General features: G+C 74.9%; 18 protein-coding genes and 1 pseudogene. 14 read left to right on the plus strand and 5 right to left on the minus strand.

Going from position 1 to position 24277, the window contains the following annotated elements; genetic code table 11:
• Positions 1-223: 223 nt before the first annotated feature.
• Both ACWEFJ_RS09215 and ACWEFJ_RS09220 read left to right on the plus strand, forming a co-directional pair.
• Entirely contained in the window at positions 224-913 is a 690-nt protein-coding gene (locus ACWEFJ_RS09215) for a response regulator transcription factor (protein ID WP_449713402.1), read from the plus strand.
• Entirely contained in the window at positions 910-2184 is a 1275-nt protein-coding gene (locus ACWEFJ_RS09220; RefSeq protein WP_378093338.1) for a sensor histidine kinase, read from the plus strand. The genes ACWEFJ_RS09215 and ACWEFJ_RS09220 overlap by 4 nt, the downstream gene beginning before the upstream one ends.
• Positions 2185-2382: 198 nt before the next feature.
• Here ACWEFJ_RS09220 and ACWEFJ_RS09225 read toward each other — a convergent pair whose 3' ends face one another.
• Positions 2383-3861 (minus strand): aromatic amino acid ammonia-lyase, encoded by a 1479-nt coding sequence (locus ACWEFJ_RS09225; protein WP_449713403.1) that lies wholly within the window; start codon positions 3859-3861, stop codon positions 2383-2385.
• Between the two features lie 63 nt (positions 3862-3924).
• On the opposite strand from ACWEFJ_RS09225, the gene ACWEFJ_RS09230 reads away from it, so the two are divergent.
• The 7 genes from ACWEFJ_RS09230 (at position 3925) to ACWEFJ_RS09260 (ending at position 12625) form a co-directional block, all read left to right on the plus strand.
• Positions 3925-5475: an NAD(P)-binding domain-containing protein gene (locus ACWEFJ_RS09230; RefSeq protein WP_449713404.1), complete on the plus strand. Its 1551-nt coding sequence runs from the start codon at positions 3925-3927 to the stop codon at positions 5473-5475.
• Positions 5462-6910, plus strand: coding sequence for a class I adenylate-forming enzyme family protein (locus ACWEFJ_RS09235; RefSeq protein WP_449713405.1), 1449 nt, complete (start codon positions 5462-5464; stop codon positions 6908-6910). Before ACWEFJ_RS09230 ends, ACWEFJ_RS09235 begins: the two co-directional genes overlap by 14 nt.
• A 16-nt stretch (positions 6911-6926) precedes the next feature.
• Positions 6927-8510: an NAD(P)-binding domain-containing protein gene (locus tag ACWEFJ_RS09240; RefSeq protein WP_378093330.1), complete on the plus strand. Its 1584-nt coding sequence runs from the start codon at positions 6927-6929 to the stop codon at positions 8508-8510.
• Complete coding sequence (locus ACWEFJ_RS09245) at positions 8507-9598, plus strand: alpha-hydroxy acid oxidase (RefSeq protein WP_449713406.1); 1092 nt, start codon at positions 8507-8509, stop codon at positions 9596-9598. Before ACWEFJ_RS09240 ends, ACWEFJ_RS09245 begins: the two co-directional genes overlap by 4 nt.
• Positions 9595-10989, plus strand: coding sequence for a cytochrome P450 (locus ACWEFJ_RS09250; protein ID WP_449713407.1), 1395 nt, complete (start codon positions 9595-9597; stop codon positions 10987-10989). Before ACWEFJ_RS09245 ends, ACWEFJ_RS09250 begins: the two co-directional genes overlap by 4 nt.
• Positions 10986-12272 (plus strand): cation:proton antiporter domain-containing protein, encoded by a 1287-nt coding sequence (locus tag ACWEFJ_RS09255; RefSeq protein WP_449713408.1) that lies wholly within the window; start codon positions 10986-10988, stop codon positions 12270-12272. Before ACWEFJ_RS09250 ends, ACWEFJ_RS09255 begins: the two co-directional genes overlap by 4 nt.
• Before the next feature lie 119 nt (positions 12273-12391).
• A complete protein-coding gene (locus tag ACWEFJ_RS09260) occupies positions 12392-12625 on the plus strand; it encodes a hypothetical protein (RefSeq protein WP_449713409.1) in 234 nt (77 codons plus the stop codon).
• Between the two features lie 6 nt (positions 12626-12631).
• On the opposite strand, the gene ACWEFJ_RS09265 is transcribed toward ACWEFJ_RS09260, so the two are convergent.
• Positions 12632-13981, minus strand: a complete 1350-nt coding sequence (locus tag ACWEFJ_RS09265) for an alpha/beta hydrolase (RefSeq protein WP_449713410.1) — start codon at positions 13979-13981, stop codon at positions 12632-12634.
• 103 nt (positions 13982-14084) lie between these two features.
• Here ACWEFJ_RS09265 and ACWEFJ_RS09270 point away from each other — a divergent pair.
• Positions 14085-14393: pseudogene (locus ACWEFJ_RS09270) on the plus strand (transposase); the annotation flags it as partial.
• Positions 14297-15049, plus strand: coding sequence for a class I SAM-dependent methyltransferase (locus ACWEFJ_RS09275; RefSeq protein ID WP_449713411.1), 753 nt, complete (start codon positions 14297-14299; stop codon positions 15047-15049). The pseudogene ACWEFJ_RS09270 and the gene ACWEFJ_RS09275, both read left to right, overlap by 97 nt.
• 141 nt (positions 15050-15190) lie before the next feature.
• Here ACWEFJ_RS09275 and ACWEFJ_RS09280 read toward each other — a convergent pair whose 3' ends face one another.
• Entirely contained in the window at positions 15191-18106 is a 2916-nt protein-coding gene (locus ACWEFJ_RS09280) for a tetratricopeptide repeat protein (protein WP_449713412.1), read from the minus strand.
• A 108-nt stretch (positions 18107-18214) separates the two neighbouring features.
• Entirely contained in the window at positions 18215-18925 is a 711-nt protein-coding gene (locus ACWEFJ_RS09285) for a hypothetical protein (RefSeq protein WP_449713413.1), read from the minus strand.
• A gap of 1141 nt (positions 18926-20066) precedes the next feature.
• Between ACWEFJ_RS09285 and ACWEFJ_RS09290 the strand changes: the two genes are divergently transcribed.
• Both ACWEFJ_RS09290 and ACWEFJ_RS09295 read left to right on the plus strand, forming a co-directional pair.
• Positions 20067-20567, plus strand: a complete 501-nt coding sequence (locus tag ACWEFJ_RS09290) for a flavin reductase family protein (protein ID WP_449713414.1) — start codon at positions 20067-20069, stop codon at positions 20565-20567.
• 535 nt (positions 20568-21102) lie between these two features.
• Entirely contained in the window at positions 21103-22170 is a 1068-nt protein-coding gene (locus tag ACWEFJ_RS09295) for a cellulose binding domain-containing protein (protein WP_449713415.1), read from the plus strand.
• A 111-nt stretch (positions 22171-22281) separates the two neighbouring features.
• Here ACWEFJ_RS09295 and ACWEFJ_RS09300 read toward each other — a convergent pair whose 3' ends face one another.
• Positions 22282-23178 carry a S1 family peptidase gene (locus ACWEFJ_RS09300; RefSeq protein WP_449713416.1) on the minus strand — a complete coding sequence of 299 codons (897 nt, stop codon included), beginning with the start codon at positions 23176-23178 and terminating at the stop codon, positions 22282-22284.
• A 132-nt stretch (positions 23179-23310) separates the two neighbouring features.
• Here ACWEFJ_RS09300 and ACWEFJ_RS09305 point away from each other — a divergent pair, with 132 nt between their 5' ends.
• Positions 23311-24156: a hypothetical protein gene (locus ACWEFJ_RS09305; protein ID WP_449713417.1), complete on the plus strand. Its 846-nt coding sequence runs from the start codon at positions 23311-23313 to the stop codon at positions 24154-24156.
• Positions 24157-24277: the final 121 nt, after the last annotated feature.

Here is a 24277-nt window from a genome sequence, read left to right on the forward strand (position 1 = left end):
GGTAATCGAGGCGACCCCACGCGGACGGGTGTCGAAGCGTGACAAGCGGCCACGGTTGAGTGATGACGAGGAGTCACCACCCCGGGCGGGCATCGTCGGGGCCGGCGCAACTCTTTCGGGCACTGCAACGTCCACAGTGGTGGAAAGCGGCCGGTCGGCGGAACTCCGATGGTCGGTGGGCGCATCACGTTGACCGAACACCCGGAAGTGGGATTCTGAAGGCGTGCAGGGCACTTCGCGATCCCGGCCCGCCGACCCCTTCCGGCTGCTCCTGGTCGAGGACGACCGGGAGCTGGTCGAGTTGCTCTCCGACGCGTTGGAGGGCGAGGGCTACGCCGTGGACGTCGCCCTGGACGGGCACCGCGGGCTGCACCTGGCGCTCACCCGTCCGTACGACGTCGTGGTCATCGACCGCGGGTTGCCCGCGCTCGACGGGCTGGAACTGCTGGTGCGGCTGCGATCGAGGTCGGTGCGGGCGCGGGCGTTGATGCTCACCGCGCTGGGCACCGTGCACGACCGGATCGACGGCCTCGACGCCGGGGCCGACGACTACCTGGTGAAACCGTTCGACCTGGACGAGCTGAGCGCGCGGCTGCGCGCGCTGTGCCGCCGGGCGTTGGAGCTGGTCGACGTGCTGCGGATCGGCGCGGGGCACCTCGACCTCGGGCAGCGGGAGGTCGTGCTGCCCGACGGCGCGCGGGTGCCGCTCACCGCGCGGGAGTTCGCGCTGCTCCGGGTGCTCGCCGCCGACCCGGGCAAGGTGCACACGCGCGCGTCGTTGCGCAGGACGGTGTTCCAGGACGCACCGTCATCATCCATTGTGGACACTTACGTGTACTACCTGCGGAGCAAGATCGACCGTTCGGTGGTGCACACGGTGCACGGGCTCGGGTACCGGTTGGGGGCGTTGTGAGTCGTTCGTGGGCCGAGGCGGAGCGCGCGGTGATCCGGCGGTCGCGCCTGCGGATCAGCGTGCTGGTGGCGCTGGCGATCACGGTGCTGGTCGCGTTCGTGGGCGGCATCGCCTACGCCGTGATGGCGCACGCGCAGGAGAAGCAGGTGACGCGCGAGCTGCGGTACAACGCCCGGTACGCCGCGCCGTCCACGCCGCCCGGCTGCACGTGGTTGTTCGTGCTGGCCGACGGGGTGCTCGACGACGGGCTGCTGGCCGTGCCGCCGGGGTTCCCGCTGCGGGAGGACCTCGACGCGGTGCGGGAGTCCGGCCGGCCGATCGAGCGCGCCCTGGAGCGCAACGGCACGGAGTACCTGGTGCGCACCCAACCGGGTGATGACGGCACGACCGTGCAGGCGGTGTTCGACAAGCGCTACCAGTTGGCCGACCGGCGGCACCTGTTGCTGGCGTTGGCGATCGCGGAGGTCTGCGGGCTGCTGGCGGCGGCGGTGACCGGGCTGACCGTGGGCCGGGGCACGGTCGCGCCGCTGGCCGAGGCGCTGGCCAGGCAACGGCGGTTCGTCACGGACGCGAGCCACGAGCTGCGCACGCCGATCGCGCGGGCGTACACCCGGGTGCAGCTGCTGGCGCGGCTGGCGGCGGACGCCGACCTGCCGGACGACCACCGCGCCGGGCTGGACAAGCTGGCCAGCTCGATCCGCGTGCTCGGGGACGTGGTGGACGACCTGCTGCTGTCGGCGCGGTTGACCGAGCAGTCCGAGGGGTTCGACGGCCGGGTGGTGGACCTCGGCGCGGTGGCGGAGGCCGCGGTGGAGGCGGAGGGCGAGCGGGCCGGTGAGCGGCGGATCGCGCTGACCGCGCACCGGGCCGCCGGGCCGTTGGTGGTGAGCGGCGTGGAGACGGCGTTGCGGCGGGCGGTGGCGGAGTTGGTGTCGAACGCGGTGCGCCACACCCCGGCCGGCGGGCGGATCGACGTGCGGGTGGGGCGGGGGCGTGACGGGTCGGTCGAGCTGACCGTGACCGACACGGGTTCGGGCTTCGACCCGGTCGAGGCGGACCGCCTCTTCGACCGCTTCCACCGGGGGCAGGGCGGGGCGGAGCGGCAGTTCGGGCTGGGGCTCGCGCTGGTGCGGGAGGTGGTGACGCGGCACGGGGGCACGGTGGAGGCGGTCGGCCACCCGGGAGAGGGGGCGCGGTTCACGCTGCGCCTGCCGGCGGCCGCCGGCGCCGGGGTGGGCGCGGCGCGCGAACTGAGCACCGGCTCCCGCTGAACGACGCGACGACCGGGGCACGGTTCGCGCCGAGCGACGGCCGGTGACGATAGGGGCGGCGGGGCGCGGTGGCGGCGGGGCGCGGCGGGGCGGTGGTCGAGCGACGGGTGGTGGGCGGGGCGGGGTGGGCGGGTGCGGCGGTCGAGTCGGCCGGCGGCGGTGCGGCAGCGGGCAGGGGCAGGGGCGAGGCGGGCGGTCCTAGCCGGCGGTGACCAGGGTGGCGGCCAGGCGGACGTCGGCGTCCAGTGGGCGGTCGGGGTCGATGGGGGCGATCGCGTCCGCCAGCGTGTCGAGCAGGGCGGCGCAGCGGGGTGCGGTGGGTCGGCGCGCGCCGACGTGGGCCGCTTGGCGCAGGCCGAGCGCCAGCGAGCCGCACAGCAGCTCCAGCAGCCCGGCGAGGTCGTGCGCCCGCAGCGCGGCCTGCGTCCCGAACGGCACGACGTCCTGGTTGTGCAGGTTCGTCGGCAGGCTCTGGGTGCTGGCCGGCAGCGCGTTGCGGCGGATCTCGGCCACGAACGCGGTCGTCGCCAACTGCACCCCCTGCAGCCCGTGCTGCTGCCCCGGCCCGGCCGCCAGCATGGGCGGCAGGCCGGTGTTGCGGCCCGGGTCGACCAGCAGGTCCAGTTGCCGCTCCGCGAGGTTGCCCAACGACGCGGTCACCATGGCGAGCACGTCGGCGGCGAACGCGGCCGGTTGGCCGAAGAAGTTGCCGCCGTGCGCGACCAGGTCGTCACCGGGGAAGAACAGCGGGTTGTCGCTGACCCCGGCCAGGTCCGCGGCGACGACGCCGTCCACGTAGCGCAAGGCGTCCTCGGCCGCGCCGAGCAGCTGCGGCGAGCAGCGGATGCTGTACGGCTCCTGGAGCGCCCGCGCGCCGCTGGGCACCGTGCCCGCCAGAACCCCGCGCATCCGCTCCGCGACCGTGACCGCGCCCGGGTGGCCGTACGCCGAGATCAGGCGCGGGTCGAGGAAGCCCGGGTCGGCCCCCAGCACGTCGACCAGCAGGCAGGTGAGGTCCTGCACGGCCCGGTGCGCGGCACGCACCCGGTCGAGCGCCAGGGCGGTCGCGGCGGTCGTCACGGACGTGCCGTTGACGAGCGCCAACGCGTCACGGCCGTCCAACGCCAGCGGGCTCAGACCGGTCCGGCGCAGGGCTTCGCCCGCGGGCAGCCGCTCGCCGTCGACGTAGGCGTGCCCCCGGCCGCGCAGCGCCTGGGTCGCGTAGGCCAGCGGGATGAGGTCGCCGCTCGCCCCGACCGAGCCGTACCGGGGCACCGCCGGGACGAACGTGGTGCCGAACATCGCGGCGAGGCCGTCCACCACGTGCCCGGACACCCCCGACACCCCTTGGGCGAGCGACCACGCCCGCACGAGCAGCGCGGCCCGCACGACGTCGGCCGGGAGGTCGGGTCCCTGGCCCGCGCCGAGGTGGGCCAGGGTGTTGTCGCACTGGTCGGCTTCGTCCGCGCGGCCGGCGAACCCCACCAGCGCGCCGAACCCGGTCTTCGCGCCGTAGACGGGGCGGTCGTCGTCGGCGAGCACGGTGCGCAGGTACTCGCGGCCGCGGTCGACGCGGTCCCGGACGGCGGGGCCGACGAGCACCGCGAGCGGTGATGCCGCACGGTGGAGGTCGGCGGGGCGCAGTGGCGCGGCGAGGTCGACAGGCTCATCGGTCACGGCACGGACGGTAGGCGGGCGATCTCAGAGAGTTCTGAGATCGCGTCAGTAGCTTCCTGGCCCATGGCGCACGACTACCTGATCATCGGCGCGGGACCGGCCGGGTTGCAGCTCGCCTCCCTGCTCGAACGCGACGGCCGCGACTACGCCGTCCTCGAACGCGGCAGCGCCCCGGGCGCGTTCTTCACCCGCTACCCCCGGCACCGCACGCTCATCTCGATCAACAAGGTGCACACCGGGACCTCGGACCCGGAGAAGCGGATGCGCATGGACTGGAACTCCCTGCTGTCCGACGACCCGGAACTGCTGTTCACCCGCTACACGGGCCGGTACTTCCCGGCCGCCGACGACCTGGTCCGCTACCTGGCCGACTTCGCCGCGGCCACCGGCGTCCGGGCGCACTACGACACCGAGGTCGTGCGGATCTCCCGCGACGACGACGGGTTCACGGTGCTCGCCCGCGACGGCCGCACGTGGCGAGCCGCACGGGTGGTCATGGCCACCGGCGTCTCGCAGCTGCACGTGCCGCCGATCCCCGGCATCGGGCACGTCGAGCGTTACGACACCTTCGACACCGACCCGGAGTCGTTCACCGGCCAACGGGTGCTGGTGATCGGCAAGGGCAACTCCGGCTTCGAGACCGCCGACGCGCTCGTGGAGCACGCCGCCGTCATCCACCTGGCGGGCCCGCACTCGGTGCGGCTGGCCTGGCAGACGCACTACGTCGGCCACCTGCGCGCGGTGAACAACAACTTCCTCGACACCTACCAGCTCAAGTCGGAGAACGCCGTCCTCGACGGCACGATCGAGCGCATCGAGCCGCGGCCCGGGGGCGGGTTCCGCATCCTGTTCCGGTACGCGCGCACGGTGGAGTCGCTGCGGGAACTGGAGTACGACCGGATCATCGCGTGCACCGGGTTCCGGTTCGACGCCTCGGTGTTCGACGAGGGCTGCCGGCCGGCCCTGGTGATCGACGACCGGTTCCCCGAGCAGACGTCCGCGTTCGAGTCGACCACGGTGCCGGGCCTGTACTTCGCGGGCACGGTGACGCAGCAGCGGGACTTCAAGAAGTCCACCAGCGGGTTCATCCACGGCTTCCGCTACGGCGCCCGCGCCCTGCACCGCATCCTCTCCGCCCGCCACCACGGCGTGCCGTGGCCCGCGACGGACCTCGCGCCGTCGCCGGAGGCGATCGGCGAGGCGATCGTGGCCAGGGTGAACCGGTCGTCGGCGCTGTGGCAGCAGTTCGCGGTCATGGGCGACGTGGTGACGGTCTCCGGCGGGAGCGCCCGGTACGAGGAGGAGGTGCCGGTGGCCTACCTCGCCGACGGCGGGCTGGGCCCGGCCGAGCACCGGTTCGTCGCGACGTTGGAGTACGGACCCGACCACGACACCGTGGACCCGTTCGACATCTCGGTCCCCCGCGTGGCGGAGAACGACGCGGCCAACGCCCACGACGCCGGCTACCTGCACCCCGTGGTGCGGTACTACCGCGACGGCGCGCTCACCGCGACGCACCACCTGGCGGAGAACCTGGAGAACCAGTGGGACCTGCTGGCGGTGCACCAGCAGCCGCTCGCGGTGTTCGTGAAGGAATGCCTTGCCGGCGGGTGACGCCGAGCCGTTCCCGCGTGCGGTGCTCGACGCGCTCGACGCCGCCGCGGACCGGCCGGTGTTCGAACACGGCGACCGCGTGGTGACGGGCGCGCGGCTGCTCGACCTCGTCGCGCGGATCGCGTCCGGGTTGCGCGGTGAAGGGCTCGGCCCGGGTGACGGCGTCGCGCTCCTGCTCGGCGTCACGCCCGAGGCGTTCGCCACGATCCTCGCCGCCCACGTGGTCGGCGCTCGGGTGGTGGGCCTGCGACCGGGGTTGACCGACGCGCAGGTGCGGCACGTCCTCGGCCTCGACATCGCCGCGGTGGTCACCGACTCGGCCGGGCGGCACGGGCGCCGCACGCTCACCGTGGACGCGCTGAGCCGGTCGCGACCGCGCCCGGTGCGGCTCGCGGGCAGGCCCGGGGACGTCGCCCGGTTGATCCACACCAGCGGCAGCACGGGCACGCCCAAGGCGTGCGCGCAGACCTACGCCGCGATGACCGCCGCGTGGACCGCCCGACCGGCGGCCTGGCCGCCCGCGATCCGCGAGCTGGCGTCCCGGCTCGACCGCTACCTGGTGTTCGGGACGCTGGCGAGCCAGGTGATGTTCGAGTACGCGGTGCTGACCCTGGCGGCCGGCGGCACGCTGGTCGCCGCCGACCCGCCCGCGCTGCCCGACGCGATCACCCGCCACCGCGCCTCCGGCTGCGTGATCACCGTGCCGCGGCTGGCCAAGCTGGTCGCGGCGCAGCGCCGCGCGCCGGTCGACCTGTCGAGCCTGCGCGCGCTGATGGTGTCCGGGTCGCCGCTGACGGCCGACCGGCACCGGGAGGCGTTGGACGTGCTCGGACCGGTGGTGTTCCACGGCTACGGCCAGAGCGAGACGGGCATGGTCGCGATGGCCACCCCCGCCGACCCGCCCGGTTCGGTGGGCGTCCCGCCGGCGGCGGTGGACGTGGAGGTCCGCGACCCGGCCGGCGCGCCGGTCCCGGTGGGCGTGGACGGCGAGCTGTTCGTCCGCACCCCGGCCCAGGCCGGGTCGTACTGGGGCGATCCGGCGCGGTCGGCCGAGGTGTTCACGGCGGACGGCTGGGTGCGCACCCGCGACCTGGGCCACCTCGACGCCGACGGCTGCCTGCGCCTGACCGGCCGGACCAGGGACGTGGTGATCGTCAACGCGAACCTGCACTACGCGGGCCCCATCGAACGGGTCATCGCCGAGCACCCGGACGTCGCCGAGGCGTACGTCGTCGCCGTGCCGGACGACGACACCGGCGAGGCGGTGCACGCGTTCGTGGTGCCGGCCGGCGGCCGTGCGCCCGACCTCGCCGCGCTGCGCGCGCTGGTGACCGAGCGGTTGGGCGCGGCGTGCGCGCCGGTGCGGGTGACCGCGATCGCGGAGCCGCCGCTCGCGCCGAGCGGCAAGCCGGACAAGCGCCTGCTGACCCCCTGAGACGTGAGGAGAGAGTGTGTCCAGCGAGGTTTCCACGGAGTGTCTCGTCATCGGCGCCGGCCCGGCGGGGTTGCAGGCGTCCTACCTGCTGTCCCGCGCGGGGCGGGACCACCTGGTGCTGGAGGCCGGTGACGCGCCCGGCGCGTTCTTCACCCGCTTCCCCCGGCACCGCACGCTGATCTCCATCAACAAGCCGATCACCGGCTGGGACGACCCCGAGCTGAACCTGCGCACCGACTGGAACTCGCTGCTGTCCGACGACCCGTCGCTGCTGTTCACCGCGTACACGCCGCGCTACTTCCCCGACGCCGAGGTGATGCTGCGCTACCTGGCCGACTTCGCCGCGAAGCACGACCTGCCGATCCGGTACGGGACCGAGGTGGTCTCGGTGGCCAGGCCGGACGACTTCGCGGTCACCGACCGGGACGGCGTCACGTACCGGGCGAAGCGGCTGATCGTGGCCACCGGCGTGTCCAAGCCGTACGTGCCGCCGATCGACGGCGTGGAGCTGGCCGAGCGGTACTTCGACGTGCCGGTGGACCCCGCGGGGTTCACCGGGCAGCGGGTGCTGATCATCGGGCGGGGCAACTCGGCGTTCGAGACGGCCGACAACCTCATCGAGACGGCGGCCGTCATCCACCTGGCCGGCCCGAACTCGCTGAAGCTGGCGTGGCAGACGCACTTCGTCGGCCACCTGCGCGCGGTGAACAACAACTTCCTCGACACCTACCAGCTCAAGTCGCAGAACGCGCTGCTGGACGGGCACGTGCTGGGCATCCGGCGCGACGGCGACGGCTACCTGGCGCGGATCAGCTTCGCGCGGGTCGCGGAGGTGGTGAAGGAGATCCGCTACGACCGGGTGATCGTCGCGACCGGGTTCCGGTTCGACGCGTCGATCTTCGCCCCCGAGTGCCGGCCGCGGCTGACGATCAACGACCGGTTCCCCGACCAGACCGCCGCGTGGGAGTCGGTGAACGTGCCCGACCTGTTCTTCGCCGGCACGATCACGCAGGCCAGGGACTTCAAGAAGTCCACCAGCGGGTTCATCCACGGCTTCCGGTACGGGGTGCGGGCGCTGCACCACGTCCTGGAGCACCGCTACCACGGTGTGCCCTGGCCGAGCCGCGACCTGGCGGCCACCCCCGAGGCCGTGGTCGACGCCGTCATCGAGCGGGTGAACCGCACGTCGGCGCTGTGGCAGCTGTTCGGGTTCATGGCCGACGCCGTGCTGGTCGGGCCGGACGGCGCGCCGCGCTACGTCGAGGAGGTGCCGCTGGCGCACCTGCACGAGGCCGTCGCGCGGGGCGACTTCGGCGAGGTCGAGTCCTACCTCGCGGTCACGCTGGAGTACGGCGCGGACCACGACAAGATCAACCCGTTCGACATCGGCACGCGCCGCCCGTCCCAGGAGGACACCAGCGGGCTCGACGGCCGCTACCTGCACCCGGTGGTGCGGCACTTCCGCGCCGGCCGGGTCGTGGGCGAGCACCACGTGACCGAGAACCTGGAGAACGAGTGGGACAGCGAGGCGGTGCACCGCGCGCCGCTGCGGGCGTTCGTGCGCGACCGGCTCGCCCGGACCGGGGTGGGGTCGGCGTGAGCGGTGGCCTCGCCGAACTGCACGGGAAGGCGCGTGCGGTGCTCGACCCGGTGCACTACGACTACTACGCGGGCGGGGTCGGCGACGAGGTCGTGCTCGGCGAGAACGAGGCGGCGTTCGGCCGGTTGGCCCTGCTGCCGCGGGTGCTGCGCGGCCGGGTGACCCGCGGCCTGGGCGTGGAGCTGCCCGGCGGGCGGTTGGCCGCGCCGGTGCTGGTCGCGCCGACCGCGTTCCACCGGCTGGCCCACCCCGAGGGCGAGCGGGCGACGGCGCGGGCGGCCGCGGCGGCGGGCACGGTGCTCGTGTCCGGCATGGCGTCGACGGTGGCCATCGGCGACGTGGTGCGGGCGGCGCGGGAGGTGGCGTCGGACGCCGCGGTGTGGTTCCAGCTCTACCTCCAGCCCGACGAGGCCGTCACCGAGGCGCTGGTGCGGCGGGCGGAACGCGCGGGCTGCACGGCCCTGGTGGTGACGGTCGACTCGCCGGTGTTCGGCCGGCACCGCCGCGACGCCGAGCACGGCTTCCACGATTTGCCCGAGGGCCTCGCCGCGGAGAACATGCGCGACCTGCCCGGGTGCCCGCCCGGCGGGGTGCGGGACATCGAGATGTCGCCCGCGCTGTCGTGGGCGCACCTGGACCGGCTGCGCGGGCTGACCTCGCTCCCCCTGTGGCTCAAGGGCGTGCTGCACCCGGCCGACGCGGTGCTGGCGGTCGAGCACGGGGTGGCCGGGGTGGTGGTGTCCAACCACGGCGGCCGGCAGTCCGACCTGGCGCCGGCGGCGGTCGAGGCGTTGCCGGCGGTGGTCGACGCGGTGGCGGGTCGGGTGCCGGTGCTGCTGGACGGCGGTGTCCGCGGCGGCGGCGACGTCGCGGTGGCGCTGGCGCTGGGCGCGGCGGCCGTCGGCGTCGGCAGGCCGGTGCTGTGGGGCCTGGCGGCGGCCGGCGAGGCCGGGGTCGCCCGCGTGCTCGACGTGCTGCGCGACGAGTTCGACCACGCCCTCGCCCTGTGCGGCGGGCGCGACGTCGGCGACCTCACCCGCGACCTGGTGGTCACCCGCGGCACGGGGGTGACGGCGCGGTGTGGGTGACCGGGGTGCTCGCCGCCGCGGCGGTGCTGACCGCGCCGCGCTGGCTGCCCGCGCGGGTCGTGGCGCTGCGCGCCAAGGTGTTCGAGAAGGTCAACGGGGACAACGCCGTCACGTTCCCGAACGCGGTGGTCGGGCCGGACCGGTTCGAGGAGGTCTACGCCCACCCGGCCGCGAACGGGCGCAGCCGGGGCGCGGGCCTGTCGGACCTGTTCTGGTACTGGCTCTCCCCCGGCCCGGAGGTGCACCAGGAGCACCTGGAGGCCGGGCCGCGCTACGACGACGTCGCGCGCACGACGCGCCTGCTGCTGTCCGGGCCGGGCGACGCGCTCTCGGCGGCCGCGGCCCGCTGCGCCGCGCGGGTGCTGGACGAGGTGGTCACCGGGCGGGCGGCGCTGGTCCGGCTGCGCGACCTGATGATGCCGGTGTGGGCGGAGTACTTCCACGAGCTGGTGTTCGGCGAGCCGTGCTCCCGCGAGGCGCGTGACCTGATCGTGGGCCACGCCGACGACGTGGTGACCTCGCTGAAGTGCACCGGCCTGCGCCACCCCGCGCGGCGGGCGCGGCTGACCCGGTACCTCGCCCGGCGCGTCGCGGCCGGCGACGTGCGGCGGCCGCTGCCGGAGAGCCTGTCGCCCGCCGAACGCGTGCACTACCTCCAGGGCACGTTCTTCAACACCGCCGTGGTGCAGATGTCCGAGGCGATGGCGCACCTGCTGCTCGCCCTGGCCCGGCACCCGCAGGTGGCGGCCCGGCTCCGGGACGACCCGGCCGACGACCGCTACTTCGCCCACGTGCTGGACGAGACCCTGCGGCTGTACCCGCTGTTCGGCATCGCGCACCGCATCACGACCGCGGAGATCGAGCTGGACGGGCGCACCACGCTGCCCGCGGGGTCGGTGCTGTGCTTCAGCTACCCCGACTACCACGCGACCGGCTACCCGCGGCCGGAGGTGTTCGACCCGGACCGCTGGGACGGCGTGGCGGCCCGCGCGGCGCACCACATCCCGTTCGGCGTCGCCGCGAACCGGCCGTGCCCGGCGTGGCGGCTGTCCCCGCTCGCCCTGCGGGCGGCGACCCGCGAGGTGCTGCGCCGCGTCACGCTGCACTCCACGGTCGGCCACACCCGGTCGCTGCCCAGCCGGGGACCGTGCCTGCTGGTCCGCGTCGACGAGCCGCTGCCGCCGCGCCGCCTGGCCGCGATCGGGGCGTTCCTGCGCGTGCGCGACCGGTGGGAGGACGTCTGGCGCAGCGTGGTCCAGCTCGTGCTCGGCACGGTCATGGTCCTGCACGCCCACCGCTTGCGCCTGGCCGGCCGCTACTTCGACGCGCACGACACCGAGGGTCGTCCGGTGCGGCGCGACCCGCCTTCCCCGGAGGAGAGGACCGAGTGAACCAGATCGAGTTCGCGTTGCGGGTGTTCGCCGCGCTGGCCGTCGTGCTCGCCGCGACGACCGTGTGCGGGAGGCTGGCCATGCTGGTCAGGCAGCCCAGGGTGGTCGGCGAGATGGTGGCCGGCGTGCTGCTCGGCCCGGCCCTGTTCGGCGCGGTCGCGCCCGGCGTGCAGGCCCAGCTGTTCCCGGCCGACGTCAAGGACACCCTGTACGTGCTCAGCACGATCGGCCTGACGTTCTACATGTTCCTGGTCGGGTCGTCGCTCGACCACGGTCCCGGCGGGAGCGGGAACGTCCGGCGCGCGGCGCTGCTCGCCGTGTCCGGGATCGTGCCGACGTTCCTGCTCGGCGCGGGGGTGGCGGCGCTGTTCTTCGGCTCGCTCAGCGTCGAGGGGTCGAGCGTGTGGGTGTTCATGCTGTTCGTGGGCGGCGCGCTGTCGATCACCGCGTTCCCCATGCTGGCGCGGATCCTCCAGGAGCGCGGCATCACCAACACGCCGATCGGCGGCCTGACCCTGGTCGCCGCCGCGATCGACGACGCGGCGGCCTGGGTGATCCTCGCCCTGATCATCGCGGTGGGCGCGTCGGGCAGCCCGGCCGACGCGCTGGTCACCGTCCTCGGCGCGGCGGTGTTCGCGGCGCTGATGCTCACGGTGGGGCGCGCGCTGTTCGCCCGGCTCGGCGCGCGGGTGGAGCGCGAGGGCCGGGTCGGCCGCGACGTGATGGCGGTGATCCTGCTGGCGGTGCTGCTGGCGGGGTGGTTCACCGACTACATCGGCGTGTTCTCGGTGTTCGGCGGGTTCATCACCGGCCTGGCGATGCCGAAGTCGGCGGTCGTGCGCCGGGAGTTGGAGACCCGGCTCACGGACCTGAACTCGATCCTGCTGCTGCCGGTGTTCTTCGCGTTCAGCGGGCTCAACACCCAGGTGTCCGGCTTCGGCGCGGGCGGCGGGCTGTGGTGGCCCCTCGCGGTGGTCATGGTGGCCGCGTTCGCGGGCAAGTACCTCGGCTGCGCCCTGGTGGTGCGGGCGCAGGGCTTCCCGTGGCGTTACGCGTCGGCGGTCGGCGGGCTGATGAACGCGCGCGGGTTGATGATCCTGATCTTCATCAACATCGGGCTCGCCTACGGGCTGGTGACGCCGGAGCTGTTCGCGATCCTCGTCGCGGTGGCGATCGTGACCACGGCCGCCGCGCTGCCGATCTACCGCGCGTCGCTGCCCGACGACATGGACCGCGCCGGAGCGGTCCCGCCGGCGCCCGCCGCGTCCCGGGCCGGGTCCTGAGGGAGGAGGGCCGAGCCGGGCGGGGACGCCCGCCGGGCGAGGGAGGTCCGACCGCGGTGTGACGTCGGCGGCATCGTCGTCACCCCGCGGTCGGACCGCGTCACCCCCTGCGGGAGCCGGTGGCCTGGGAGCACCGCGCGACCTCATGGGTGTCCCGGCGCCGGCTCGGAGCCGGGCAGCCGCCGCCCGGCGAGGAGGCCGAACCCCGCGCCTGTCCGGTCACCACCCCGTTCCCGGTCCACGACCGGCAGCCGCTGGACGACGAGGCGGTGGAGGAGGCCCTGCCGGGGCGGCACCGGTGCGTCGCCGTGACCACGTCGATCCTGGACCGCGCCTACGACGTCGAGGGCTGACGCCCGTCAGCAGGTGGTGTCGCGCGCCGGCGCGGCGCCGAGCAGGTAAGCGTCGGCGGCGGCACGCGTGCAGTCGTTGGCGTGGTAGACCCCGTGGCCCGGCCCGTCGAACGTGACCAGCCGCGAGCCCTTGGCCTGCCGCTGCACGTTGCGCGCCCACGCGTACGGCGTGGCCACGTCGTAGCGGCTGGTCAGCAGGAGCAGCGGCGGCGCGTCGGCCACGTCGAGGCGGTGCGGCGGGTTGCTCGGCCGATCGGTGTAGCCGATGCACGTCGCGGCTTCCTGGTGGCCGATGACCGTGCCGCGCAACGTGGGCGCGGCCCGCAGCTCGGCCCGGCGCAGCGCCCGGTACTCTTCGAAGTCCCGGAACCGCAACGCGAAGTCCTGGCACACCACGGCGTAGCGCAGCGAGTCGTAGTTCGGTTCGAAGTCGAGCACCCGCGCGCCGCCGCCGACGTCGGCGATGAGCGACGCCAGGCTCTCGTACGCACCGCCGCGCAGCTCCGAGTACGCCCAGTGGATCAGGTCGTCCCGACCGAGCCCGATCCCGTCCGCGGCGGCGAGGGCCCGCTCCCAGGCCGCGCGGACGTCCCGGCCGTGCAGGGCGCACGCGGTGTCCTGCGCGCACCACGCGGTGAACGCGTCGAACGCCTCCTCCACGGCCCGCGCCCGGTCCAGCACGAACCGGCGCAGGTCGACGCTGTGGTCGATCACGCCGTCCAGCACCATGGCGCGCACCCGCGGGCCGAACCGCTCCGCGTACTGCTGTCCGAGCAGCGTGCCGTAGGAGATGCCGTAGAAGCTGATGCGCCGCTCGCCCAGCGCCCGGCGCACCGCGTCCAGGTCGCGGGCCGAGCGCGCCGTGTCGACGTGGTCGAACACCGGGTGGCGGGCGCGGCAGTCGTCCCGCACCGCGACGTTGTGCCGGGCCAGCGCGGCGAACGCGGCCTCGTCCGCCGGGTCGTCGCCGGGGTTGCGCGCCATCAGGTCCGCCGAGCAGCGGATCGCCGAGCTGTTGTTGGTGCCCAACTGGTCGAAGCCGACGACGTCGTAGCGGGCCCGCACCTCGGCGCTCAGGTACGGCGCGCGGGCGAACTCCGCGCCGGAGCCGCCGGGACCGCCCGCGTCGACGACCACCACGCCGATCCGGCGCGCCGGGTCGCCGGCGCGGACCCGCGACACCGCCAGGTCGACGCGCGGGCCGCGCGGGTCCGCCCAGTCCAGCGGCACGGAGACCGTGCCGCACTCGGCCGCGGGCTGGTCGGGGCACGGCTGCCAGGCGATCGTGGCCGCCTCGGCCGGCGGCGCGACCACCAGCAGGCTCGCGGCCACCGCGGTGACGAGCAACGTCCGCATGGATTCCCCCAACCGTGCGCGAAGGATGCAGTCTTGCGAGGCGGCCGCGCCCGGCGCAAGCCCCTGATGATCGCGCACCACAATGCACGTATCTCGCTTGGGCACCGCCGACGGGATCCTGGTCGTGGACGAGACCGGTGACGTGAAGAAGGGCGTGCACACCGTCGGTGTGCAAAGGCAGTACACCGGGACCGCGGGCCGGATCGAGAACGCCCAGGTCGGGGTGTTCCCGACAGGCCCACTACCGGCGACGATCCGGTCAAGGCCGGTGGAAATCGCGATCCATTACCCGAGTACCGGCATTACATTGCCTCGGTGGACCGATCGGAGATCTTCGACATCGCGCACCTGCGCCACCCCATCGCGGCACCGGTCGCGCCCGACCGGGTGCGCGAGTTGGTCGGGTGGTTGAGCCCCGCCGTCGGCTCCCGCGCGGTCGACCTCGGCTGCGGTGAGGGCGAGTGGCTGCAGCAGGTGCTGCTGGACCATCCCGCGACGACAGGCGTCGGGATCGACCACATGCTGCCGGCCTCGGCCGCCCGGCGCGCCGGCGAACGCGGGCTGACGGACCGGGTGCGGTGGATCGAGGCCGACGCCGCCACCTGGAACGACGGGCTCTTCGACGTGGTGCTCTGCGTCGGCGCCCGGCACGCCTTCGGCGGGTTGGAGGACATGCTGGTCGCCGTCCGGCAGCACCTGCGCCCCGGCGGTCAGGCGCTGATCGGCGAGATGATCTGGGAAGTGACCCCGTCCGCGGCAGCGCTCGCCGCGCTCGGACTCCCGGCCGACTCCGTCCCCGACCTCGCCGGCCTGGTGCAGGCTTTCCGCCGGCACGGCCTCGAGCCGTCCTTCGGGCATGTCAGCACACTGACCGAATGGGACGACTACGAGTTCAGCTGGACCGGCTCGCTCGTCGACTGGGCCGTGCGGTCGGCCCCGACCGTCGAGGACCGCGACCAGGCGCTCACCGCCGCCCGCGAGCACCGTGACACCTGGCTCGGCGGCTTGCGGCGTGAACTCGGGTTCGCCACCTTCGTCGTGCACGATGTCGCGCCCGGGCCGGTCTGAGGCCGATCAGCTACTGATCACGAATCACGGCTGGAGCACCAATCGACGATCGCGAGCGCCGCCCTGCCGGCCGGCGCTGTGTGGCGGTGGCGTCGTCCGGGACGGTCCACGTGTTCGACAACCACGTCTGTCGCGCGGGATTCACGCCTGCGCGGAGGTGTCGGCCAGGCCCTTCCGGGCGCGGTCCTGCTCGTCGTGGTCGCCGGTCTCGGTGGCGATCCGCAGCGCGCCGGCGTGCGCGTCGCGGGCCTCCCCGATCCGCCCGGCCGCGCGCAGCGCCTCGGCCACGCCGTTGAGGGCGCTCGCCTCCCCGTAGCGGTGGCCGATGTCCCGGAACGTGTCCAGGGCCGACGCGTAGCACCCGTGGGCCTGCGCCCAGTCGCCCAGCCTGAGGTGCACGTTGCCCAGGTTGCACATGGTCACCGCCACGCCGTAGCGGTGGTTGAGGCGCTGGAACAGCTCCCGGGCGCGGTCGAGGTGGCGGGCCGCGTCGGGGTAGCGCCGCAGCGACGCGCACACGTCGCCGAGGTTGGACAACGCGCTGGCCTGGCCGACGGTGTCGTCCAGGCGGGCGAACAGGTCCAGCGCGCTCTCCATGTGCTCCGCGGCGAGCCGGTGGTGACCGGGGCGGTTGTAGACGTTGCCGAGGTTGAGCAGCACCGCCGCCTCCCCGTACTCGTAACCCAACCGCCGGTGCACGGCCAGCGCTTCCCGCTGCCGGGCCGCGGCCGCCTCGTACTCCCCCAGCCGCTCCTCCACGATCCCGAGGTTCGACAACGCCCGCGCCATGCCGTACCCGTCGCCGGTGCGCCGGTGCAGCTCGACCGCCTCGTGCAGGTGCCCGGCCGCGTCGCCGTAGTCGCCGAGGAGCCGGCGCAGGGCGCCGAGGTTGGTCAGCGACGCGGCGATCAGGGCGTCGTCGCCGGACCGCCGGGCGGCGCGCAACGCGCTCTCGTGGATGCCCGACGCGTCCGCGTAGTGCCCGCTCTCCAGGTGGCGGAACAGGGTGCGGGACAGGTCCACGGCGTAGCGCGGCCGTCCGTCGCGCTCGGCGAAGCGGCACAGGGCGACGAGCGTGGGCCGTTCCGCGTTGAGCCAGGCACGCGCGTCGTCGGCGGTGGTGAACGGCGGCGGCTGCGTCGGCGGCGGGTCGATGACGGGCCGGTGCGGGCGGTCGACCGGGTAGAGCAGGTCCATCGCCGCCGACGCGGTGGCGAGGTGGTGCGCCAGCAGGCGTTCCACGGCGGCGGACCGCTCCGCCGCCGGGTCGTGCTCGACCGCCAACTCCTCGGCGTAGGCGCGCAGCAGGTCGTGCACGGCGAACCGGCCGCCGCGCGCGGGCTGCACCAGGTGGTTGCGCGCCAACACGTCCAGGGCCAGGCGGGCGTCGTCGGGGTCCGTCCCGGTGAGCGCGGCGAGCGCGTACGGCTCGACGTCCGGGCCGGGGTGCGTGCCCAGCCGCCGGAACGCCCGCGCGACCTCCGGCCGCAACTGCAGGTAGGACCACGAGAAGACGGTCCGCACGGCGGCCCGGGCGTCGTCGCCGACGTCCAGCACGCGCAGCCGCCGGCGGCGGTCGGCCAGCTCGTCGGCCAGCTCCGCCAGCGTGGTCCCCGGCCGGGACGCGGCCAGCTCCGCGGCGACGCGCAGCACGAGCGGCAGCCGGCCGCACTGCTCGACCAGGGCCGCGGCGGCCGCGGGTTCCCGCCCCACCCGGTCGCCGACCAGCGCGCGCAGCAGCGCCAGGGAGTCCGTCGCGGGCAGCGGGGCCAGGTCGAGCCGGTGCGCGCCGTGCAGCGCGACGAGCCCCGCCAGGCTGTTGCGGCTGGTGACCACGACCAGGCAGCCCGGCGTGCCCGGCAGCAGCGGGCGCACCTGGTCGACCGACGAGGCGTTGTCGAGCACGACCAGCACGCGCCGGTCGGCGAGTTCGGCGCGGTACCGGGCGGCCCGGCGGTCGGCGTCGAGCGGGACGTCGGGGCCCGTGACGCCGAGCCCGTCGAGCAGCCGGCCCAACGCGTCGGCCGGCGTGAGCGGCGACCGCGGGTCGTAGCCGCGCAGGTCGACGTAGAGCTGCCCGTGCGGGTAGTCCCACCGGGCGCGGTGCGCCCAGTGCAGCGCGAGCGCCGTCTTGCCCACGCCCGCCGTGCCGCACACGACCACGATCGGCACCCCGGTCCGCCCGGACGCCGGCACCCGGTCCAGTTCGGCCAGTTCCGCCCCGCGACCGGTGAACGCGACCACGTCACCGGGCAGCTGGTTCACGGCGGGCGGCGCGGGCGGAGGTGGGGCCGCGTGGTCGACGGGCGTCTCGTCCAGCGCGTCGAGGTAGGCGGCGGTCAGCTCCGGTCCCGGCCCCACGCCGAGTTCCTCGGTGAGCCGGCGGCGCACCGAGTCGTAGGTGGCGAACGCCCGGTCGCGCTGCCCGGCCGCGGTGTACGCCCGCACCAGCAACGCGTGCGCCGACTCGTCCAGCTGGTGGTCGGCGACGTCCTCCACGAGCAGCGGCAGCACGTCGCGGGCCGCGCCGGTCGCGATCATGACCTCGGCGTACCGGGCGAGCGCGGCGCGGTGCTCGCCCGCCAACGTCACCACGGCCGGGTGGCCGGCGAGCAACGGCACGTCCGCCAGCGGCGGTCCGTGCCACAGCCGCAGGGCCCGGCCGAGCAGGTCCGCGGCGTGCCGCGGCTCGTCGCCGCGCAGCACGGCGTCGGCGCGGGCCACCAGCGAGCGGAACCGGACCACGTCCACCCCGTCGCGGGGCAGGCTCAACGCGTACCCGTCGCCGACGGTGGGCAGGGTCGCGCTCGGCGAACGGGCGCCGCGGCCGGGTTCGAGCTGCCGGCGCAGGTGCTTGACGTGGGTGTGGATCACGTTGGTGGCGCTGGGCGGCGGCCGTTCGCCCCACAGGGCGTCGACCAGCTCGGCGCGGGTGACCGGTTTGCCGTCGGCGAGGGTGAGCAGGCCGAACACGGCCTTGCGACCGGCCGGGCCGAGCGCCACCGCCGTGCCGTCGCGCCAGGCCCCGAGGGGACCGAGCACCCGCACGGCCAGCACCCACGACCCCCATCACGCCGATCACCGCGGCGGGACGGCCCCGCCGTCCCATGCTGGCACGGGGTCCGGGGCCGTTCCACCGCCCATCCAGACGATTCGCCCGGCGGCTCAAGGGGTGTTGACGTGATCGCTGTCGTGGGCGACGGGGTCGCCGGGGCGCACGGGCCACGCCTCCAGGCCGGGCGCGGCCAGGACCTCCTCGACCAGGGCGGCGGAACCGCCCACGAACGTGCAGTGCAGGTCGATCTCCGAGGCGACGCACCAGGCGCGGTCGGCCGGCCAGAACAGGTTCGGCGTCTGGTGCGCCCCGCCGTCGTGGGGCAGCCACCACCCGGGTCCGGCGGCGGCCGCCAGCGGGCCGGTGAACAGCAGGTGGTCGCGGCCGGGCAGGCGGACCCGCGGCCCGCGGCGAGGGGTCGCCGGGTAGAGCCGGCCGTAGCCCTCCCAGAGGCAGAACCGGCACCGGTCGGCCGCGTCGGTGTGCCGGGCGAGCACCGCGCACAGCTCGCGGAACGCGTCCGCGGGCAGGGCGCCGGTCTCCGGTTCCCGGCCGGGCCAGGCGGCCCCGCCGCCGGCCGGGCGGGCGACGGCGGCGAACTGCGCCAACGGGTGCACGCGGCGGCCGGTCCGGGCGGCGACCTCCGCCCAGCGCGCGAACCGGCCGTCCGGCGCGACCGCGGGGTGCAGGACCCGGGCGTAGGCGGGGAAGCCGTCCGGCACGACCGCGGCCACCGCGGACCCGAACCGGCGCAACCGCGGCCGCACCCAGTCGGCCTCCCACACCTCGCCGGAGGGCTCGATGCGGTCGTTCGACGCCATGCGCACTCCGATCCGGTGGTGTCCAGAACCCGTCCAGTGGGCGTCCAGACACGGCGGCCACGGTGGGTCGTGCCCACTCGTTCCCCCGTCGAGGGAGGCACCGCCGCACGATGTCGATCAGACGTCCCCGACCAAGGTATGCCACCTCCCTCGTCCTGGCGGCCGTGGCACGGCCGGCACCCGACCGCCCTCGGCCGCGGTCACACCGAGCCGGGGCACGACACGGTCCGGTCCTCGGCCGAGGACCTGTGCCCGGACGAGCCGATCCACCACGCCACGGTGTCCTACCACCACGTCGAGCTCCCGCCCGGGGGCGAACCCTCCTCCGGGTCGGGTAGGTCCAGCAGCGCGGCGATCGCCGTCGTCTGCCGGCCGGGCCACCCCGACGGCCCGGTTCCGCGCTGCGGGCGCGCGCCCGTCCACAGCGCGGTCGCCAGGACCGGACCTCCCGACCGGGTCGGATCGCCCGGTCGGGAGGTCCGGTGGCGTTCAGCGGCCATCGCACCCCGGCAGGACCTCGCGGGCCCAGCACGCCGCGCCACAGGCCCGGGCCAAGTCCCGACCCACCGCGCAGCGCACCGCGTCACGGGCTTCCCGTCCACCGCCCGGCGCACCGCCTCACGGGCTTCCCGTCCACCGGCCGGCACGCCGCGTCACGGGCATGTGGTCCACCGGCCGGCACGCCGCCCGGCTTCCCGTCGACCGCCCGGACACCTCCGGTCACGGGCGCGTGACAAGCCCTTCCCACATCGTGAGCCTCCTTGGCCGGACCGGGACGCGAATGCCAGCATCGATCTCGTGCCCCACGTTCCCGCGCCCCGCCCGCGCCGCCACGTCGACCACCGTCGGCAGGTGAGCGCGCGCTGCGCGTCGGTCGCCTAACAGTCCACATCGGACCGCCGGCGGCCTCGCGCCGGGGAAGGGGGATGACGCGCGAAATCCACGCCCGTCCTCGGTGCCGACCTGTTCGCCCACATCCACGAAATCGACCCCCGACGACCGGCGCGACAACCCCGTGGTCGTCGCACTGGGGAAACCCCCGACTTCGCACGTCTGATCTCGCACGCCCGGAGGAAGGACTCATGGCCGCAATGCTGGAAGGATCGGTTCCCCGGACCGAGCGCACCGCCGGGGCCGGCCGATGACGGCCACGCTGTCGGGCGACACCCTGCGCCGGGCGTTCCGCCGCCACCCGGCGGGCGTGGTGGTGATCACCGCCGACGACGGGCGCAACCCGGCCGGGTTCACCGCGACGTCCCTGACCTCCGTGTGCGCCGAGCCGCCGCTGATCTCGTTCGGCGTGTCCACCGGTTCTTCGAGCTGGCCGCACGTGCGCGACGCGCGCAGCATCGTCGTGAACTTCCTGGGCGCGCACCAGGAGGAGGTGGCGCGGCGCTTCGCCACCAGCGGCATCGACCGGTTCGCCGCGCCGACGCGGTGGAGCCGCCTCGACGGCGGCGAGCCCGTCCTCGACGGCACGGCGGGCTGGCTGCGGGCCGAGGTCCGCACGCTCATCCCGGTGGGCGACCACCACCTCGTGCTCGCCCTGGTCACCGCGGGCGACCTGCGCGAGGGCACCGCTCCCCTGCTCTACCACGACGGCCGCTACCGGACCATCCGCGACGACGTGCCGCGACCGTGACGTCCGCGTCCACATCGGACCGGGCCGAACCCCGGACGGGGACCGCGCCACCTCCTCCATTGTGCTGAAACGCCGAAACGAGACGCCGGGTCCCGGACCGCCCAGCCGGCCGGCGGGATAGCCCGAACAGCGCAGCCCCCGCGGCCGGCGGACCCCCGTCGCGGGGGCGGGCACGCCGGCCGTCGAACGGGTCGATCGCGCAGTTCAGCGCGAGCGGGAGCGACGGGGTGAGGGCGGGGGCGGAGCCCGCCGGCGGCCGGGAGCCGCACCGGCGAACGGCGGCATGCGACGGACCGTGACCGGGGCGCGGCGCGTCTCGATTGCCTTGCCAAGGGAAACGTTCCGGCACACACTCCTGAACGTTTCAGTGCCGGACACCGACGTCGGGCGCGAGGGCGGCTCCTGCCTGCGGTGGCGCGGGCGGAGCGCCCGTCGGGGCTCAAGGGGTGTGGCGTCGTGCGAGGCACTGGCGGCCGCCGGGCTCGTGCGGGCGGCGGCCGGCGCACCACGCCCACCTCCCGAAAGGTCCGGTCAGATGACACGAAAGCACACGCTCGCCGGCGCGGTCGCCGCGCTGGCGCTGGTCGCCGCCACGGTGTTCGCGGTCGGCACGGCGCAGGCCGACAGCGGCGTGAAGGTCATGCCGCTCGGCGACTCGATCACCGACGGCTTCAACGTGCCCGGCGGCTACCGCATCGACCTGTGGCAGAAGCTCGTCGCGGGCGGCCACACGGTCGACTTCGTCGGGTCCATGGCCAACGGCCCGAGCAGCCTCGGCGACCGCAACCACGAGGGCCACTCGGGCTGGACCATCGCCCAGATCCACAACAACGTCACTACCTGGCTGAACACCTACACCCCGCGCACCATCCTGCTGCACATCGGCACGAACGACATGTACGGCAACGACCCGGCCGGCGCGCCGCAACGGCTGTCGAACCTGGTCGACCGGATCACCACCCTCGCGCCGAACGCGGACCTGTTCGTCGCCACGATCACGCCGCTGTCGTCGTTCGACTCGGCCGTCCGGTCGTTCAACGCGACGATCCCCGCGATGGTGCAGAGCAAGGTCAACGCGGGCAAGCGCGTGCACCTGGTGGACATGTACCGGGCGCTGACGACGTCCGACCTCGCCGACGGCGTGCACCCCAACGCGGGCGGCTACTCGAAGATGGCCACCGCCTGGTACAACGCGCTGCTGTCCGTGCCCGGCAGCGTCGGCGATCCCGGGACCACGACCACCACCACGACGACGACCACGACCACAACCACCACCACCACGACCACTCAGCCCGGCGGCGCGGCCTGCTCCGCGACGTACCGCGTGGTGAACAGCTGGGGCGGCGGCTACCAGGCCGAGGTGAAGGTCGCGAACACCGGCACCGCCGCGGTCAACGGCTGGACGGTCCGGATGACCCTGCCGTCGGGCCACACCGTCAGCAACCTCTGGGGCGGCGTGAACACCGGCACGAGCGGGGCGGTGGCGGTCCGCAACGCCCCGTACAACGGCTCGCTGGGCGGCGGCGCGTCCACGACGTTCGGGTTCGTGGCCAACGCGCCGAACGCCACCGCGCCGGGCGAGGTGAGCTGCACCAGCCCGTGACGACGGCTCCGGGGGCGCCGCCGGCCGAACGGGCGGCGGCGCCCCCGGACACCGCTCCCGCCCCGGCTGCGGCTTGACGACACCCCGGTGGTCGGGTCGCCGAACGACTCGTCAGCCGGTGTAGAGCGTCAGCCCGTACGCCGAGATCGGTTCGGCGATCGGCTGGTAGTACATCGTCCCGCCCGTGGTGCAGTTGCCCGACCCGCCCGAGACCACGCCCAGCGCCCGGACGGTGGTCCCCGAACCCGGGTCCGTGACCACCGGCGCGCCGGAAGCGCCCGGCTCGACGCACACGTTCACCCGGACGAGTTGGCTGACACAGCCCTGCGCGTAGCACACGGTCTGGTTGAGACCGGCGACGCCGCCGCACCGCCAGCCCCCGACCGGGCTCGAGTAGCACACCGACGAGCCGACCGCCGGAGTGCCGAAGCCGACGATCGTGACGTCGGGTCCGGCGTCGTGGCGGTCCACCAGCGGGGTGGACGCGGCGGCGGAGGACGTCACCCGGATCAGGCCGTAGTCGTTGCCCGGGAACGACGAGCCGGCCGACGTGCCGACGGGGCCGCCGACGCCGGACCACGAGCTGCCCGCGCCGACGCAGTGCCCGGCGGACAGGACGTACCGCGTGGTGCCGATGCGGGCGTTGAACCCCAGCGTGCACCGGGTGGCACCGCTGTAGAGCGCCTGGCCGGAGACGAGGTCCCACACCGGGCGGGGCGCTTCGGCGACGTGGTCGACCGAGACCGGCCCGGCGCCGACCCGGTCCGCCCACCGCGCGACCCCATCGGCGGCTCCGTGCACCGTCACGACCAGCGCGTTCGTCGCCGGGTCGAGGTACCAGCCGGTGACCGCGGCGGGCCGGGTCGCGGCGGCGCGGTCCAGCCGCTCGCGGGCGAGGTCCGGCGCGACGCGGTCCGGCGTCGCCGACACCGGACCGGCCGCGGTGAGCGCGAGACCGACCGCGAGCACGGCCGCCCCCGCCCGGCGCACGACGTCAGCGAAGGTCATGGTCTTCTCCCTCCAGAACCGCGACGGTAGACGTCACCGGCGTGGCGGGATAGCGGCCGTTCGTGGCCGGCGGTCACGCAGTGACACCCGAGCGTCACCTCGTGGAGCGGGGACGGCACCTACCCTGGTCAGGTGGCGATCGCGATCCTGTGCGCGGTGACGGGCGCGGTGCTGAGCGCGCTCGGCGCCGCGTTGCAGCACGCCGGGGTGCGGGACGTCGGCGACCTCACCGTGCGCCGGTTCACCCGGTTGGCGTCCAACCGGAGGTGGCTGCTCGGGTTCTCGGTGCTGTTCGTCGCGGCGGTCCTGCAGGTCCTCGCGCTGGCCCTGGCGCCGGTCACGGTCGTCGCACCGCTGGCCGTGCTGTCGTTGCCGGTGGTCGCGGCCCTCGGCGTCCGGCGCGTGACGCCGGGGTTCGGGGTGGCCGTGGTGGCGGCGACGGGCGGGGTGGCGACGTTCGTCGCGGTCGCGGCCCGGTCGGCGGTGACCACGGACGTGGAGCCGGCGGCGGCGTTGCGGGCGATCCAGGTGGTCGCCGCCGTGGTGTGCGGGTTCGTGCTGGTCGGGGCGTTCCGGAGCGGGACGTCCCGGGCGCTCGCGCTGGCGGCCGGCGCCGGGGCGGCGTACGGGTTGGTGGCGGTGCTGGTGCGGGACGTGACGACGTCGCTGCCGGAGGTGCCGTGGGTGCCGTTCGCCGGGCTGGCGGTGGCGTTCGTGGTCGGCGCGTCGCTCATCCAGCTGGGGTACGCGAGCGGGCCGGCGGACCTGGTGGTGGCGGGCCAGACCGTGCTGAACCCGATCGTCGCGGCGTGGATCGGGATGGTGCTGCTGGACGAGACGCCGGGCGCGGCCGGCGGCACGCTGGTCGTGCTGGTCTCGAGCGCCGTCGTGTCGCTGACCGGGATCGCCGCGATCGCCCGCTTCCACCGCCGCCGGCTGGCGGCTCAGGCCACCGACCCGGCGACGACCGCGAGTTGACCGCGAGCGGACCCGCCGGCGGCTCGGACGCCTCGGCCGAACCGACCACTGGTTCGAGCCGCCGGGCCAACGACGACATCAGGGTGAACGCGTCGGCCCGTCGTCCGGCCCGACCGCTGGT

Source organism: Actinosynnema sp. NPDC004786 (assembly GCF_053601135.1).

Bases quoted from the DNA above. Each gene is read 5' to 3' on its own strand.
- ACWEFJ_RS09230 (WP_449713404.1), top strand. From the start codon at position 3,925: ATGGCGCACGACTACCTGATCATCGGCGCGGGACCGGCCGGGTTGCAG.
- ACWEFJ_RS09265 (WP_449713410.1), bottom strand. From the start codon at position 13,981: ATGCGGACGTTGCTCGTCACCGCGGTGGCCGCGAGCCTGCTGGTGGTC.
- ACWEFJ_RS09285 (WP_449713413.1), bottom strand. From the start codon at position 18,925: ATGGCGTCGAACGACCGCATCGAGCCCTCCGGCGAGGTGTGGGAGGCC.
- ACWEFJ_RS09290 (WP_449713414.1), top strand. From the start codon at position 20,067: ATGACGGCCACGCTGTCGGGCGACACCCTGCGCCGGGCGTTCCGCCGC.
- ACWEFJ_RS09295 (WP_449713415.1), top strand. From the start codon at position 21,103: ATGACACGAAAGCACACGCTCGCCGGCGCGGTCGCCGCGCTGGCGCTG.
- ACWEFJ_RS09300 (WP_449713416.1), bottom strand. From the start codon at position 23,178: ATGACCTTCGCTGACGTCGTGCGCCGGGCGGGGGCGGCCGTGCTCGCG.